Source organism: Streptomyces sp. NPDC058470 (assembly GCF_042721055.1).
GTDB lineage: Bacteria > Actinomycetota > Actinomycetes > Streptomycetales > Streptomycetaceae > Streptomyces.
Window position 1 is genome coordinate 83,632 of the sequence record NZ_JBHXMF010000001.1, and the last position, 15,623, is coordinate 99,254.

At 69.5% G+C, this 15,623-nt stretch carries 11 protein-coding genes; 3 read left to right on the forward strand and 8 right to left on the reverse strand.

Annotation, left to right across the window (positions count from 1 at the left end; all coding sequences use genetic code 11):
• Positions 1-260: 260 nt before the first annotated feature.
• The 5 genes from rbsD to ACFWP7_RS00400 form a co-directional block, all read right to left on the reverse strand.
• Positions 261-650: a D-ribose pyranase gene (gene rbsD / locus ACFWP7_RS00380; protein WP_384373580.1), complete on the reverse strand. Its 390-nt coding sequence runs from the start codon at positions 648-650 to the stop codon at positions 261-263.
• The gene (locus ACFWP7_RS00385; protein WP_384373584.1) at positions 647-1,549 is read right to left on the reverse strand and encodes a ribokinase; all 903 of its coding nucleotides are present in this window, start codon (positions 1,547-1,549) and stop codon (positions 647-649) included. The genes rbsD and ACFWP7_RS00385 overlap by 4 nt, the downstream gene beginning before the upstream one ends.
• Positions 1,550-1,583: 34 nt before the next feature.
• The gene (locus ACFWP7_RS00390; RefSeq protein ID WP_384373587.1) at positions 1,584-3,533 is read right to left on the reverse strand and encodes a substrate-binding domain-containing protein; all 1,950 of its coding nucleotides are present in this window, start codon (positions 3,531-3,533) and stop codon (positions 1,584-1,586) included.
• Positions 3,523-5,016: a sugar ABC transporter ATP-binding protein gene (locus ACFWP7_RS00395; protein WP_384374102.1), complete on the reverse strand. Its 1,494-nt coding sequence runs from the start codon at positions 5,014-5,016 to the stop codon at positions 3,523-3,525. Before ACFWP7_RS00395 ends, ACFWP7_RS00390 begins: the two co-directional genes overlap by 11 nt.
• A gap of 107 nt (positions 5,017-5,123) precedes the next feature.
• On the reverse strand, positions 5,124-6,152 hold the full coding sequence (locus tag ACFWP7_RS00400; RefSeq protein ID WP_384373590.1) for a LacI family DNA-binding transcriptional regulator: 1,029 nt from the start codon (positions 6,150-6,152) through the stop codon (positions 5,124-5,126).
• A gap of 169 nt (positions 6,153-6,321) precedes the next feature.
• On the opposite strand from ACFWP7_RS00400, the gene ACFWP7_RS00405 reads away from it, so the two are divergent.
• Positions 6,322-8,541, forward strand: coding sequence for an ATP-dependent RecD-like DNA helicase (locus ACFWP7_RS00405; protein WP_384373593.1), 2,220 nt, complete (start codon positions 6,322-6,324; stop codon positions 8,539-8,541).
• 251 nt (positions 8,542-8,792) lie between these two features.
• Positions 8,793-10,082 (forward strand): citrate synthase, encoded by a 1,290-nt coding sequence (locus tag ACFWP7_RS00410; protein WP_384373596.1) that lies wholly within the window; start codon positions 8,793-8,795, stop codon positions 10,080-10,082.
• Between the two features lie 594 nt (positions 10,083-10,676).
• Here the strand turns inward: ACFWP7_RS00410 and ACFWP7_RS00415 are convergent.
• The 3 genes from ACFWP7_RS00415 to ACFWP7_RS00425 all read right to left on the reverse strand — a co-directional run bounded on the left by ACFWP7_RS00415 (position 10,677) and on the right by ACFWP7_RS00425 (position 14,372).
• Positions 10,677-12,923 carry a heavy metal translocating P-type ATPase gene (locus ACFWP7_RS00415; RefSeq protein ID WP_384373599.1) on the reverse strand — a complete coding sequence of 749 codons (2,247 nt, stop codon included), beginning with the start codon at positions 12,921-12,923 and terminating at the stop codon, positions 10,677-10,679.
• Between the two features lie 160 nt (positions 12,924-13,083).
• Positions 13,084-13,323, reverse strand: a complete 240-nt coding sequence (locus ACFWP7_RS00420) for a heavy-metal-associated domain-containing protein (RefSeq protein WP_384373602.1) — start codon at positions 13,321-13,323, stop codon at positions 13,084-13,086.
• 98 nt (positions 13,324-13,421) lie between these two features.
• Positions 13,422-14,372 carry a PrsW family intramembrane metalloprotease gene (locus tag ACFWP7_RS00425; RefSeq protein WP_384373605.1) on the reverse strand — a complete coding sequence of 317 codons (951 nt, stop codon included), beginning with the start codon at positions 14,370-14,372 and terminating at the stop codon, positions 13,422-13,424.
• A gap of 199 nt (positions 14,373-14,571) precedes the next feature.
• Between ACFWP7_RS00425 and ACFWP7_RS00430 the strand changes: the two genes are divergently transcribed.
• On the forward strand, positions 14,572-15,606 hold the full coding sequence (locus ACFWP7_RS00430) for a zinc-dependent alcohol dehydrogenase family protein (protein WP_384373608.1): 1,035 nt from the start codon (positions 14,572-14,574) through the stop codon (positions 15,604-15,606).
• Positions 15,607-15,623 lie beyond the last annotated feature (17 nt).

The window sequence follows — 15,623 nt, forward strand, 5'->3', positions numbered from 1 at the left end:
GGATCTGGGGGGATCGCGGGGGTTCTGATGTGGAGGGGAACCCGAGGGGGGCCCGGTCGACGGACCGGACCCCCCTCGAAACACTTTCTGGTGCAGAAGGCCGGGTCCTGAAGACCGTGCCCGGAGGACTTGGCTGAAGCAGGCCGGTTCCGGAAGGCCAGACTGAGCCAGGCCGGTTCCGGAAGACCAGACTGAGCCAGGCCGTGCCCGGAAGACCTGGCTGAATCAGGCCTGGTTAAGGCCTGATTCAAAGGCCTGGTTCAGAAGAACACCCCGCACCGCAGCAGCACGTTCGCGTACGGCCGGGCCTCCCCGGTCCGTACGATCAGCCGCGCCCCCGCCGACAACGCCTTCAGCTCCTCGTGCGAGACCGTCCACAAACCCGGGAAGCGCGCTTCCAGCAGCGCCATGGCCTCCGGGTTGGCCTTGCGGACCTCACGCGCGGCGGTGGCGCCCTCCAGCACCAGCTCGTCCAGCAGCCCGTCCAGCACCTCGGCGAAGGACGGCACCCCGGCCCGGAAGGCCAGGTCCACGACCCGCGGCCCCGCCGGTATCGGCATCCCCGCGTCGCACACCAGAACTCCGTCACCGTGGCCCAACTCGGCCAGCGCGCCCGCGAGATGACGGTTCAGAATTCCGGCCTTCTTCACAGAGAAGCGACCTCCTCCGCCGTCGGGAAGGACTCCTGCGCCCCGGCCCGCGTGACCGCCGCGGCCCCGACCCGGGCGGCGTACGCGGCGGCCTCGGCCAGCGACTCCCCACGCCCCAGCCGCCAGGCCAGCGCCGCGGTGAACGCGTCACCCGCCCCGGTCGTGTCCACGGCCTCCACCCGCACGGACGGCACCCGGACCCGGGCCCCGGCCCGCCGGGCGACCAGCGCGCCCTCCCCGCCCAGCGTGATGACCACGGAGATCGGACCGAGAGCGAGCAGGCGCCGCGCCCAGTCCTCGGGCTCCGGACCCGCGTCCGCGCCGATCAGCACCCGCGCCTCGTGCTCGTTCACGATCAGCGGGTCGCAGGCCACCAGCACCTCGCGGGGCAACGGCCGGGGCGGCGAGGGATTCAGTACGAAACGGCTGTCGTCGGCGAGATTCCGTACGACCTCCACGACGGTCTCCAACGGGATCTCCAACTGCGCCGAGACCACCCGGGAGGCCTGGAAGAGGCTCCCGGCCGCGCGGATGTCCCCGGGCGTCAGCCGCCCGTTCGCGCCGGGCGAGACCACGATGCTGTTGTCCCCGGACGGATCCACCGTGATCAGCGCGACCCCGGTGGGTGCCCCGCCGACCAGGACGCCCACGGTGTCGACACCGGCCGCCCGCTGCGAGTCGAGCAGCAGCCGCCCGTGCGCGTCGTTGCCGACGCGGGCCAACAGGGCCGTACGGGCGCCGAGTCGGGCGGCGGCGACGGCCTGGTTGGCGCCCTTGCCGCCGGGGTGGACGGTCAGGTCGGAGCCGAGCACCGTCTCCCCGGCCGCGGGCCGTCGCTCGACGCCGATCACCAGGTCGGCGTTGGCCGAACCCACGACCAGCAGGTCGTAGTCGTACATGAAGTGTCTCCCCACAATGGTGACTTGACCGCTGTCAGCCGGTGAACCCGGCAACGTTCTCCTTCGTGACGACCTTCACCGGCACCTTCACCGTCGTCTGCACCTTCTTGCCCTGGGCGGCGCGCAGCGCGTTGTCCACGGCGATCTTGCCGAGCCGGCTCGGCTGCTGTGCCACGGACGCGTACAGGCTGCCCTGCTTGACCGCCGTCAGGCCGTCGGGCGTGCCGTCGAAGCCGACGACCGAGACCGACGTGCCGGCCCTGGAGCCCAGCGCCTTGATCGCGCCGAGCGCCATCTCGTCGTTGGCGGCGATGACGCCCTGGACGTCGGGGTGGGCCTGGAGCAGGTTCGACATCACGTCGAGGCCCTTGGTGCGGTCGAAGTCGGCCGGCTGCTGGGCGAGGACCTGGATGCCGGGGTAGGCCTTGAGGCCGTCGGCGAAGCCCTGGGCGCGCTCGCGGGCGGCCGATGTGCCCGCCTGGCCCTGGAGGATCACGATCTTGCCGGTGCCGCCGAGCTTCTCGGCGATCGTCTTGGCGGCGAGTTCACCACCGGCGATGTTGTCGGAGGCGACCAGCGCGTCCACGGTCGCCTTGTTGACGTCTCGGTCGACGGCGATCACGGGGATCTTCGCCTTGTCGGCGGCCTTCACGGAGTTGCTCGCCGCGTCCGAGTCCACCGGGTTGACGATGATCGCGCCGTAGTTCGAACTGGTGAAGTTCTGGAGTTGGTTGGCCTGCTGGGAGGCGTCGTTCTGGGCGTCCGTGACCGTCAGGTCCAGGCCCAGCTTCTTCGCCTCGGCCTGGGCGCCCGCCCGGATCTGCACGAAGAACGGGTTGTTGAGCGTGGAGAGGGACAGGCCGACCTTGGGCTTCGTGCTCGTGGCGGAGTCGTGGTGCAGGAACGAGGTCGCGCCGACGATCGCCACCGTGACCACGGCCGCGAGCACGTACGTCGTGGCCTGCCTGCCCTTGCCGCCGCCGCCCGCACCGGCGCCCACCGGCGTGGCACCGGCCTTGCGGCGCACGGTGTCGAGCAGCACCGCGAGCGCGATGACGACACCGATGACGACCTGCTGCCAGAAGGCGGACACGGAAAGGAGGTTGAGCCCGTTGCGCAGCACCGCGAGGATCAGCGCGCCGATCAGGGTTCCGGACGCCTTGCCGGTGCCGCCCGCGAGGGAGGCCCCGCCGATGACGACCGCGGCGATCGCGTCCAGTTCGTAGCCGTCGGCGGCCTGCGGCTGCGCGGAGGAGAGCCGGGAGGCGAGGACGATGCCCGCGGCGGCGGCGAAGACACCGGAGAAGGCGTAGATGGCGAGCTTCTGCCTGGACACGCGCAGCCCCGACAGGCGCGCGGCCTCCTCGTTGCCGCCGATCGCGTACATGGAGCGGCCGATGTACGTCCGGCCGAGCACGAAGGCCGCGACGAGGCCCATCACGATCATGACGAGGACCGGCACCGGCAGCCAGCCGCCCAGGGTGTCGCCGAGGTGCGAGACCGAGGCCGGGAAGGCGATCGGGGAGCCCTGGGAGATCACCAGCGAGAGACCGCGGGCCACCGACAGCATGGCCAGCGTCGCGATGAACGGCGGCAGCTTGCCGTAGGCGATGAGGAAGCCGTTGACCAGGCCGGCCGCGATGCCGGTGGCGATGGCCACCAGAACGGCCAGGACGACCGGCACACCATGTGAAGTGGCGCTCCAGGCAAGGACCGTGGCCGACAGGGCCGCCACCGAACCGACCGACAGGTCGATGCCCGCCGAGACGATCACGAAGGTCACGCCGAAGGCGAGGATGGCGGTCACGGCCGCCTGCACGCCGACGTTCAGGAGGTTGTCGGTGGTCAGGAAGTCGCCGGACAGCGCCGACATGGCGATGACCAGGACGATGAGCGCGGTGAGCGCGCCGTTGTCGAGCAGGAGCCGGCGGATTCCCGAGGCGCCACTCGCGCCCGTCGTGCTCAGATGCGTGTCAGTGGCCACGGCGGCCCTCCACAGCGGTAGTTGCCTGGGTCGGTGTGCTGACGGCGAGTGCCATCACGGAGTCCTGGGTCGCCTCGTCGGCGGACAGCTCGCCCGCGATCCGGCCCTGTGCCATCACCAGCACCCGGTCGCTCATGCCGAGGACCTCCGGCAGATCACTGGAGATCATCAGCACCGCGGCACCGGCCGCCGTCAACTCGTTGATCAGCTGGTAGATCTCGACCTTGGCGCCGACGTCGATACCGCGCGTCGGCTCGTCGAGGATCAGCACCTTGGTGTCGGCGAGCAGCCACTTGCCGATGACGACCTTCTGCTGGTTGCCGCCGGACAACGTCCGTACGTGCTGGCCGAGTCCGGCCATCCGTACGCCCAACTTCTCGGCGATACCGGCGGCGGCCTCGCGCTGCCCCTTGAGGTCCACCAGGCCGCCCTTGGTGGCGGCCCGCATGGTGACGAGCCCGAGGTTCTCCTCCACCGACTGGTCGAGCACCAGCCCCTGGCCCTTGCGGTCCTCGGGCACCAGCCCGATGCCCGCGGTCATCGCCGCGCTGACGTCGTGCCCGGGGACGGAGGCACCGGAGACCCTGACAGCCCCCTTGTCGTACGGATCGGCCCCGAAGACCGCCCGTACGACCTCCGTACGACCGGCCCCGACGAGCCCGGCGATCCCGACGACCTCACTGGCCCGTACCGCGAAGCTCACGTCGTGGAAGACGCCGTCCCGGGTCAGCCCCTCGACCGTGAGCAACGCGGCCCCGGAGTCGGCCCGTTCGCGCGGGTACTGCTGCTCGATGGAACGGCCCACCATGAGCCGTACGAGCTCGTCCTGGGGCGTGGAAGCGGGCACCTGGCCGACGCTCCTGCCGTCGCGGATGACCGTGACCCGGTCGCCGATGGCGGCGATCTCCTCCAGGTGATGGGTGATGAACACGATCCCGACGCCGTCCTCGCGGAGCAGACGCACGATCGCGAAGAGCTTCTCGACCTCCTCGGAGGTGAGCACCGCGGTCGGCTCGTCCATGATCAGCACGCGCGCGTCCAGGCTCAGCGCCTTCGCGATCTCGACCATCTGGAGGCGTGCGATACCGAGTTCACGCACCCGCGCGCGGGGGGACACGTTCACCCCGACCCGATCGAGGAGCAGGGCGGCCTCGGCCTCCATCGTCCTCCGGTCGATCATCCCGAAGCGGCGCGGCTGCCTCCCCAGGAAGATGTTCTCGGCGACCGTCAGATCGGGGACGAGATTGAACTCCTGGTAGATGGTCGCGATCCCGAGACGCTCGGAGTCCTGCGCCCCCTGGATACGGACCTCCTCGCCGTCCACGAGGACCCGCCCGGCGTCCGGGTGGTAGGCGCCGGAGAGCATCTTGATGAGGGTGCTCTTGCCCGCGCCGTTCTCGCCGAGCAGCACGTGCACCTCACCGCGGCGCAGATCGAAGTCCACGCTGTCGAGCGCGACGACGCCGGGAAAGGTCTTGCGCATGCCTTCGATACGCAGCAGTTCGCGTGAATCGGCAAGCGGCAACTTGTTCGAACCGGTGCGAGGTGACTCGTCCGAGTCGCTACCCGGCAACTCGTCTGGGCGGCGGCTCACGGGTTGCACCTCTCTGTGACGGGTTCTGTGACAGGGGCCTCGCCGCACGAACGGCGTACGACGAGACGGGCGGGGAGGGTGACCGACTGCGGGGGCCGCCCCTCGATGCGGTCGATCAGGGCGCGTACGGCGGTCCGGCCCAGCTCGCCCGTCGGCTGGGCGATCGCGGTGATCGGCGGATCGGTGTGCACGAACCAGGGGATGTCGTCGAACGCGGCGAGTGCGATGTCGTGAGGAATCCGCATCCCGCGCGCGCGGACCGCGTCCAGCGCGCCGAGCGCCATCAGGTTGTCGGCGGCGAAGACGACTTCGGGCGGCTCGGGGAGTTCGAGGAACCGCTCGGTGGCCCGGCGCCCGCTCTCGGCCTGGAAATCGCCCTGCCCCATGTAGGCGTCGGGGAGCGGAAGCCCGTACGCGGCCAGGGCCTCCCTGAAGGCCTCGACCCGCTCGCTGCCGGTCGTGGTTGCCGCCGGGCCCGTGATGATGGCGAGCCTGCGGTGCCCGAGCCCGTGCAGATGGGCGACGAGATCGCGTACCGCCGCACGCCCGTCCGCCCGTACGACGGGCACGTCCAGGCCCGGGATCCAGCGGTCCACGAAGACCATCGGGGTCCCCGCGCGCGCGACGTCCAGCATCCCGGGGGAGCCGCCGTCGGTGGGGGAGACCAGGAGGCCGTCGATGCGGCGGTCCAGCAGGGTCCGTACGTGGTGATCCTGAAGGTCGGGACGCTCGTCGGCGTTTCCGATGATCACGCTGTAGCCGAGGGCACGGGCCGCCTCCTCGACGGAGCGGGCCAGCTCGGTGAAGTACGGGTTCATCACGTCGCTGATGACCAGGCCGAGGGTGCGGGTCCGGTCGGTGCGCAGGGAGCGGGCGACGGCGTTCGGGCGGTAGCCCAGAATCTCCACGGCGGTCAGCACACGCACGCGTGCGTCCACGCTGACCGACGGATGGTCGTTCAGGACCCGCGAGACCGTGGCGACGGATACGCCGGCCTCGGCGGCAACGTCCTTGATGCTCGCCATCGCCGCTCCACCTCCTTGTGGAATCGATTACACGGAGGATTGGAATCGATTCCACCGGCGATGACAAGACCCTGAGACCGGATCGTGATGAAGCGGGCGGACGGGAAGACGGCTTCGGAGTTGTTCGCAGGCGTCCCGGGCTGTCAGACCTTGGCGGTAGCGTCGGATCATGTCTCAGCTGGCTGTCCTGGAAGGCGTGCTCGAACGGATCACGTACGCCAACGAGGAGAACGGATACACCGTCGCGCGCGTCGACACCGGCCGCGGCGGCGGCGATCTGCTCACCGTCGTGGGCTCGCTGCTCGGCGCGCAGGTGGGGGAGTCACTCCGCATGGAGGGCCGCTGGGGCTCCCACGCCCAGTACGGCAAGCAGTTCACGGTGGAGAACTACACGACCCTGCTCCCAGCCACCGTCCAGGGCATCCGCCGTTATCTCGGCTCCGGCCTGGTCAAGGGCATCGGCCCCGTCTTCGCCGACCGCATCACCCAGCACTTCGGCCTGGACACCCTGCAGATCATCGAGGAGGAGCCGAAGCGGCTCATCGAGGTCCCCGGGCTCGGCCCCAAGCGCACCAAGAAGATCGCCGACGCCTGGGAGGAGCAGAAGGCGATCAAGGAGGTCATGCTCTTCCTCCAGACCGTCGAGGTGTCCACGTCCATCGCGGTCCGCATCTACAAGAAGTACGGCGACGCGTCGATCTCCGTGGTCAAGAACCAGCCCTACCGGCTCGCGTCGGACGTCTGGGGCATCGGCTTCCTCACCGCCGACAAGATCGCCCAGTCCGTCGGCATCCCGCACGACAGCCCGGAGCGCGTCAAGGCCGGTCTTCAGTACGCCCTTTCGCAGTCCACCGACCAGGGCCACTGCTACCTCCCCGAGGAGCGGCTGATCGCGGACGCGGTGAAGCTGCTCCAGGTGGACACGGGCCTTGTCATCGAGTGCCTCGCGGAGCTGGCGGCACCTTCCGAGGAGGGCGAGGACCCCGGTGTCGTCCGGGAAAAGGTGCCGGGCCCGGACGGCGACCCGGTGACGGCCATCTACCTGGTCCCCTTCCACCGCGCCGAACTCTCCCTCTCGGCCCAGCTGTTGCGCCTCCTGCGCACCGACCAGGACCGGATGCCCGGTTTCCACGACGTGGTGTGGGACAAGGCACTGGCCTGGCTGAAGGGGCGTACGGGCACGGAGTTGGCGCCCGAGCAGGAGGACGCGGTCCGGCTCGCGCTCACCAAGAAGGTCGCCGTGCTCACCGGCGGCCCCGGCTGCGGCAAGTCGTTCACGGTCCGCTCGATCGTGGAACTGGCGCGCGCCAAGCAGGCGAAGGTCGTCCTGGCCGCCCCCACGGGCCGCGCCGCCAAGCGTCTCGCCGAGCTGACCGGCGCCGACGCCTCCACCGTGCACCGGCTCCTGGAGCTGAAGCCGGGCGGCGACGCGGCATACGACAAGGACCGGCCGCTGGACGCCGACCTGGTGGTGGTGGACGAGGCCTCGATGCTCGACCTCCTCCTCGCCAACAAGCTGGTCAAAGCGGTCCCTCCGGGCGCGCACCTCCTCTTCGTGGGAGACGTCGACCAGCTCCCCAGCGTCGGCGCCGGCGAGGTGCTGCGCGATCTGCTCGCCGACGGCGGCCCGGTCCCGGCGGTCCGCCTCACCCGGGTCTTCCGCCAGGCCCAGCAGTCCGGGGTGGTGACGAACGCGCACCGGATCAACTCGGGGCAGCACCCGCACACGGAGAACATGAAGGACTTCTTCCTCTTCGTCGAGGACGAGACCGAGGAGGCGGGCCGGCTCGCGGTGGACGTGGCGGCGCGGCGGATTCCGGCCAAGTTCGGGCTCGACCCGCGCCGCGATGTGCAGGTCCTCGCGCCGATGCACCGGGGCCCGGCAGGAGCGGGAGTCCTGAACGGCCTTCTCCAGCAGGCCATCACACCCGCCCGCCCCGACCTCCCCGAAAAGCGCTTCGGCGGCCGGGTCTTCCGCGTCGGCGACAAGGTCACCCAGATCCGCAACAACTACGAGAAGGGCGAGAACGGCGTCTTCAACGGCACGGTCGGAGTCGTCACCTCCCTCGACGTGGAGGAGCAGCGTCTGACGGTGCTGACGGACGAGGACGAGGAGGTGCCGTACGACTTCGACGAACTCGACGAGCTGGCGCATGCGTACGCGATGACCATCCACCGCTCGCAGGGCAGCGAGTACCCGGCGGTGGTGATCCCGGTGACCACGAGCGCGTGGATGATGCTGCAGCGCAACCTCCTCTACACGGCCGTCACCCGCGCCAAGAAGCTGGTCGTCCTCGTCGGCTCCCGCAAGGCGATAGGCCAGGCGGTCCGTACGGTGTCCGCCGGACGGCGGTGCACGGCGCTGGACTTCCGCCTGGGACAGGCCTGATGGCTCCCGGGGAGCCTCGTGGGAGCCCTCGTACGGCCCCTCGTGAAAAATGATCGATCAAACGAGTCGCAAAGGTCACACAGCACTTCCGGAACCAGGGCGAAGGGGGGCAGGATGAGTAAGTTGGCGGCACTCAGTGCCGCCAATAGGCCCAATGGTCGACCCCGAGTGCACTCTCCAGGGCCAAATGGGGGATGGTAGAGACAGTCAGGGCACCTCGAAGAAGAGGGACAACGTCGGTGAGGGATGACGTGAGCGACAACTCTGTAGTAGTGCGTTACGGCGATGGCGAGTACACCTACCCGGTGATCGACAGCACCGTCGGCGACAAGGGCTTCGACATCGGGAAGCTGCGCGCACAGACGGGTCTGGTGACGCTGGACAGCGGATACGGGAACACCGCCGCCTATAAATCCGCGATCACCTATCTCGACGGTGAGCAGGGCATCCTCCGGTACCGCGGGTACCCGATCGAGCAGCTCGCCGAGCAGTCCACCTTCCTTGAGGTGGCCTCGCTGCTGATCAACGGTGAACTGCCGAACGTGGACGAGCTCTCCACCTTCAAGAACGAGATCACGCAGCACACCCTGCTGCACGAGGACGTCAAGCGTTTCTTCCAGGGCTTCCCGCGCGACGCCCACCCGATGGCGATGCTGTCGTCGGTGGTCAGCGCCCTGTCGACGTTCTACCAGGACAGTCACAACCCGTTCGACGAGAAGCAGCGGCACCTCTCGACGATCCGCCTTCTCGCCAAGCTTCCGACGATCGCGGCGTACGCGTACAAGAAGTCGATCGGCCACCCCTTCGTCTACCCGCGCAACGACCTCGGGTACGTCGAGAACTTCCTCCGCATGACGTTCTCGGTCCCGGCGCAGGAGTACGAGCCCGACCCGGTCGTCGTCTCCGCGCTGGAGAAGCTGCTCATCCTGCACGCGGATCACGAGCAGAACTGTTCGACCTCCACGGTCCGTCTGGTCGGCTCCTCGCAGGCGAACATGTTCGCCTCGATCTCGGCCGGCATCTCCGCCCTCTGGGGCCCGCTGCACGGCGGCGCCAACGCGTCCGTCCTGGAGATGCTGGAAGGCATCCAGGCCAACGGCGGAGACGTCGACTCCTTCATCCGCAAGGTGAAGAACAAGGAGGACGGCGTCCGCCTGATGGGCTTCGGCCACCGGGTGTACAAGTCCTTCGACCCGCGCGCGAAGATCATCAAGGCCGCCGCGCACGATGTCCTCTCGGCCCTCGGCAAGTCCGACGAGCTGCTGGACATCGCCCTCAAGCTGGAGGAGCACGCGCTCTCCGACGAGTACTTCGTCTCGCGCAACCTCTACCCGAACGTGGACTTCTACACCGGCTTGATCTACCGCGCCATGGGCTTCCCGACCGAGATGTTCACGGTCCTCTTCGCGCTGGGCCGCCTCCCGGGCTGGATCGCCCAGTGGCACGAGATGATCAAGGAGCCCGGCTCCCGCATCGGCCGCCCTCGCCAGATCTACACGGGCGAGGTCCTGCGCGACTTCGTCCCGGTCGAGAGCCGCTAGCCAGGCCCGGGTCACTCGCAGTGCTCTGAGGCGAACCGAGCCACGCGAGTCGCATGGCTGCACGAGCCACAAAAAATACGGAAAGCGCCCTGCTACCGGTCCCCCCACGGGCCGGCAGTCAGGGCGCTTTCCTTGTCCCGGTGCGGATTCCCCCCACGGGATCCGGCCGGGCGTCTATGGACAGCGCCTGAATCGCTGTGATCTTGCTACGGGCTGATTGCGAACTGGTTGCGAGCAAAACGAGCAAAACTTCGGTCACGCCGGTGCGGTTGGCCGGGACGCGTACCTCCGGGAGGGCCGCTCAAAGCTCCCCGGTGTACGTGCCCCGGCAACGCAGTTCCAGGAACGTCCCCCAAGACATCCCCAGATGCCAGTCACGCCCCCCAAGACGCTTCTGACATCGCCAACTTAGACTCACGAACCCCTTCGATGGTTACGTTCACATCACTGTGACCTGCGTCTCTTGCATATGTCCTGAAGATAGGCAAGAGACCTATATGCGAATCGGAGCCCAAGCGTAAGGAAGATGCGCGAGCCTTGTGAAGAGCTTATGTGAGGCTCTCTCCGGACTCTAGGGGGGCTCTCACTCGAACATCATGAGAATGCCTTGAGCCGGAGGCTGTTCGTCACCACGAACACCGACGAGAAGGCCATCGCCGCCCCCGCGATCATGGGGTTGAGCAGTCCCATCGCCGCCAGCGGCAGCGCCGCCACGTTGTATCCGAACGCCCAGACGAGATTCCCCTTGATGATGGCGAGGGTCCGGCGCGACAGCCGGATCGCGTCCGCGGCCACCCGCAGATCCCCGCGTACGAGCGTCAGATCGCTCGCCTCGATCGCCGCATCCGTGCCGGTGCCCATCGCGAGACCCAGGTCGGCGGTGGCAAGGGCTGCCGCGTCATTCACCCCGTCCCCCACCATCGCGACGCTCCGCCCCTCGCCCTGGAGCCGCCTGACGACGTCGACCTTGTCCTCGGGCAGCACCTCGGCGATCACGTCTGCGGTGTCGATCCCGACGGCACGCGCCACGGACTCGGCGACCGCCCGGTTGTCGCCGGTCAGCAGCATCGGCGTGAGCCCGAGGGCGCGCAGTGCGCGTACGGCCTCGGCGCTGGTCTCCTTGACCGCGTCGGCGACGGTCAGCACACCGATCGCCGTACCGTCCCGGGTGACCACGACGGCCGTACGTCCTTCCGCCTCGGCCGCCGACTTGGCCCGCGCCAACTCGGCGGGGAGTACGCCCTCGAACCGGCCCACCGTGACCTCGTGACCCTCCACGCGCCCGCGCACACCCCGCCCCGGAACGTTCACGAAGTGCTCCGGCGGCGAAAACGCGCCAACGCGCTCCTGAGCGCCCGCGGCGACCGCCTGGGCAATCGGATGCTCCGAGGCGTGCTCCAGGGCGCCTGCGAGCCGCAGAACGTGGTTCTCGGCGGTGCCGTCGGCGACGTAGACCTCTTGAAGTTTCATCCGTCCGGTCGTCACCGTCCCGGTCTTGTCCAGGACGACGGTGTCGACGCGGCGCGTGGACTCCAGGACATCGGGTCCCTTGATGAGGATGCCGAGCTGCGCGCCGCGTCCCGTGCCGACCATCAGGGCGGTCGGCGTGGCGAGCCCCAGCGCGCACGGGCAGGCGATGATCAGTACCGCGACGGCGGCGGTGAAGGCGGCGACCGTGTCACCGGTGACCGCCAGCCAGACACCGAAGGTGCCGAGCGCGATCAGCAGCACCACCGGAACGAAGATCCCGGAGATCCGGTCGGCGAGCCGCTGCACCTCGGCCTTGCCGTTCTGCGCGTCCTCCACGAGCCGCGCCATCCGCGCGAGTTGGGTGTCCGCGCCGACCCGGCTCGCCTCGACGACCAGCCGGCCCCCGGCGTTCACGGTCGCGCCGGTCACCGCGTCACCGGCCGACACGTCGGCCGGCACCGACTCGCCGGTCAGCATGGAGGCGTCGACGGCCGAGACGCCCTCGACGACGGTGCCGTCCGTGGCGATCTTCTCGCCGGGCCGTACGACGAAACGGTCCCCGACGGCCAACAGGTCCACCGGAACACGTACTTCACGGCCGTCCCGCAGTACGGACACGTCCTTCGCGCCCAGCTCCATCAAGGCTCGCAGCGCGGCCCCCGCCTGCCGCTTGGAGCGGGCCTCCAGATAGCGGCCGAGCAGGATGAACGCGACGACACCGGCGGCGACTTCGAGATAGATCGCCGAGGTCCCCTCCGTACGGGAGACGGTGAACGAGAAGCTCTCCTGCATGCCCTCCATCCCAGCGTCCCCGAAGAACAGTGCCCACAGGGACCAGCCGAACGCGGCCAGCGTGCCGATCGAGATGAGGGTGTCCATGGTGGCCGCGCCGTGCCGCGCATTGGTGAACGCGGCCCTGTGGAACGGGAGTCCGCCCCACACGACGACGGGCGCGGCGAGCGTCAGCGCCAGCCACTGCCAGTTGTCGAACTGCAGCGCCGGGATCATCGACAGAAGGGCCACGGGGAGGGCGAGGAGGACGGAGACGACGAGCCGCTCGCGCAGGGCGGCCAGTTCGGAGTCGCGCTCGCCGACGGTGTCCGCCGCGGGCTCCGGCGGCGCGGGCTCCTCGGCCGTGTACCCGGTCTTCACCACGGTGGCGATCAGATCGGCGACCCGCACCCCCGCCGGGTACGCGACCTTCGCCTTCTCCGTCGCGTAGTTGACGGTGGCGGTGACGCCGTCCATGCGGTTGAGCTTCTTCTCGACGCGGGCCGCGCAGGAGGCACAGGTCATGCCCCCGATGGCGAGCTCGACCTCCGACGTGCCGGCGGTCTCCGTTATGGATGTCTCGGGTGCTGCGATGGTCATGGTCCGGCTCCAAGGAAGGAACCGGGCCGTACGGAGCCAGTATCAGCTGGTCGGTACGGCCCGGTGGGGAGAGCTAGAGCCTGTCTGACAATTCCCGTCTGCCCCGCCGGGCGACGACGGGAATTGTCAGACAGGCCCTAGGTGATACGCGGAGGTCCGCTCAGGCCTTGCCGACAAGCTCGAAGCCCGCCTCGTCGACCGCGGCGCGCACCACGTCCTCGTCCAGGGCGGCGGCGGAGACCACGGTCACCTCACCGGTGGAGGACACCGCCTTCACCGAGCTGACGCCGGCGATCCCGGAGAGCTCGCCGGAGACGGAGCCTTCACAGTGCCCGCAGCTCATTCCGCTCACCTGGTAGACGGTCGTGACGGAACCCTGGGTGTCGGTCTGCGCGGTCATGGCGTTACTCCTCATTGAGGCAGGTCGGGCGTGCGTACGTAGAGCGGGGGAGGAGTCCTGTGGCTCCAGGGTTTCCTCCTGCTACGCAGGCTATACCCCTAGGGGGTACTTCTCCAAGTGGGGTCCCGACGGGCGAGCGAGCGCACCCAGCCGATGCCGGCGAGCGAGACGATGACCATGGCGCCGATCGAGAACAGCGTGAAGAGATGCTTCTGCACGTCGGTGGGCCCCGGGATGTAGCCCTCCGCGAACAGCGCCCTGTCGAGGCCCGTGTCGGTCAGCCGCGCCACCAGCCAGAGTGCGATGCCGTGCGTCGAGTCCCACAGGGCGTGCAGCAGTGAGACGCCGACATAGGTGCCGAGCACGGGCCGGTTGAACTGGAAGCGCCCGCTCGGGTGGCGGTACGCGAGCAGCACCGCGCCCGCGATCGCCGTCCACAGGCCGTGCCCGAAGGGGGCGAGCACCCCGCGCAGGATCTCGGTCTCCAGGAGTGCGCGCAGGTCGACGCCCTTGAGTGAGACGGCGGCGTTGAACGCGTACCCCGCGCTCTCCAGGGCCGCGAAACCGAACCCGACGGTCGCGCCGAGCACGAGCCCGGACCGCAGCCCGTGGATCCGGGGGTGCCTGCGCAGCATGAACATCAGCGCCGCGAGCTTCACCGCCTCCTCGATCAGCCCGACGCCGACGTACATCCACAAGGAGGGGTGCAGCAGGTAGTACTCCATGACCGACGCGCCCAGCACGCCGAGGGTGCCGCCGGTCAGGAAGCAGCCGAGGATCAGGTTCACGCCCAGGTCGCGGCCGTGCCGCTCGTACGCCCAGAGCACGAAGGTGACGGGGACCAGGAAGCTGCCGAGCAGGATCAGGGTCGGCAGCAGGGTGGTGTTCTTGGTCGCGTACGTGACGATCGCGGTCAGCACCCAGAGCGCGAGTCCGCCCCACAGGCAGTGCTTCCAGAGTCCGGCGCGGATCGGCAGGTACGACGACGGGGGCTGCTGGGGTGCGGGAATGCGGGCTTGAGGTGCACCGGGCGGCTGATTCTGGGTCACGGCTCATCCCTCGGGCTCGGACAGAGGCTGTCCATTCGGGCGGAGGCTGTCCACGGGGCGTCGGCTGTCCGACCGGGACGGATTTGTAGAACCCTATGGCGAACAGTCCGGCGCCGCAGTTCGGGAAAACTGGTCTCCGGGAACGGTGATCTGCGCACCGAAGGCGACGGGTGACGGACGAAGGCGAGGGGTGAGACGGATGCGGGCAGTGGTGTTCGAGCGGTACGGGAAGCCGGCCGAGGTACGTGAGGTGGCTGATCCGGCGCCCGCGGAGCACGGGGTCGTGGTGCGGGTCGAGGCCACCGGGCTGTGCCGGAGCGACTGGCACGGCTGGATGGGCCATGACCCGGACATCGCGCTGCCGCACGTACCGGGTCACGAACTCGCCGGGGTCGTCGAGGCGGTGGGCGCCCGCGTCACCGGTTGGCACCCCGGAGACCGGGTCACCGTGCCGTTCGTGTGCGCCTGCGGAAGCTGTCCCTCGTGCGCCGCGGGGGACCAGCAGGTGTGCGAGCGCCAGACCCAGCCGGGGTTCACCCACTGGGGTTCCTTCGCGCAGTACGTGGCCCTGGAGCACGCCGACGTGAACCTGGTCGCGGCGCCGGACGAACTGTCGTACGCGACGGCGGCCTCGCTGGGCTGCCGGTTCGCCACGGCCTACCGCGCGGTGGTCGCGCAGGGCCGGGCGGCCGCGGGGGAGTGGGTCGCCGTACACGGCTGCGGGGGCGTCGGTCTGTCCGCCGTGATGATCGCGGCGGCCGCCGGGGCACGGGTCGCCGCCGTCGACGTGTCGCCCCAGGCGCTGGACCTGGCCCGCAAGTTCGGGGCGGCGGAAACGGTGGACGCGTCGGGGGCGGTGGACACGGCAGAGGCGGTACGCGAACTGACGGGCGGCGGCGCCCACTTGTCACTGGACGCCCTCGGATCGCCGGTCACCTGCGCGGCCTCGGTGAACGGCCTGCGCCGCCGGGGCCGCCACGTCCAGGTCGGGCTGCTGCCCGTGGCTCCCGAGATCCCCATGGCCCGGGTGATCGGCTTCGAACTCGAACTCCTCGGCAGCCACGGGATGGCGGCGCACGCCTACCCCGGGATGCTGGAGCTGGTCCGGGCCGGCGTACTCCGCCCCGACCTCCTGGTCACCGCCACCATCCCGCTGGACGCGGCACCGGCCGCGCTGGCGGCGATGGGGACGGCGCCAGGAGCCGGCGTGACGGTCATCGAGCCGTGGACGTGACTGTGCCCCGCGCACGG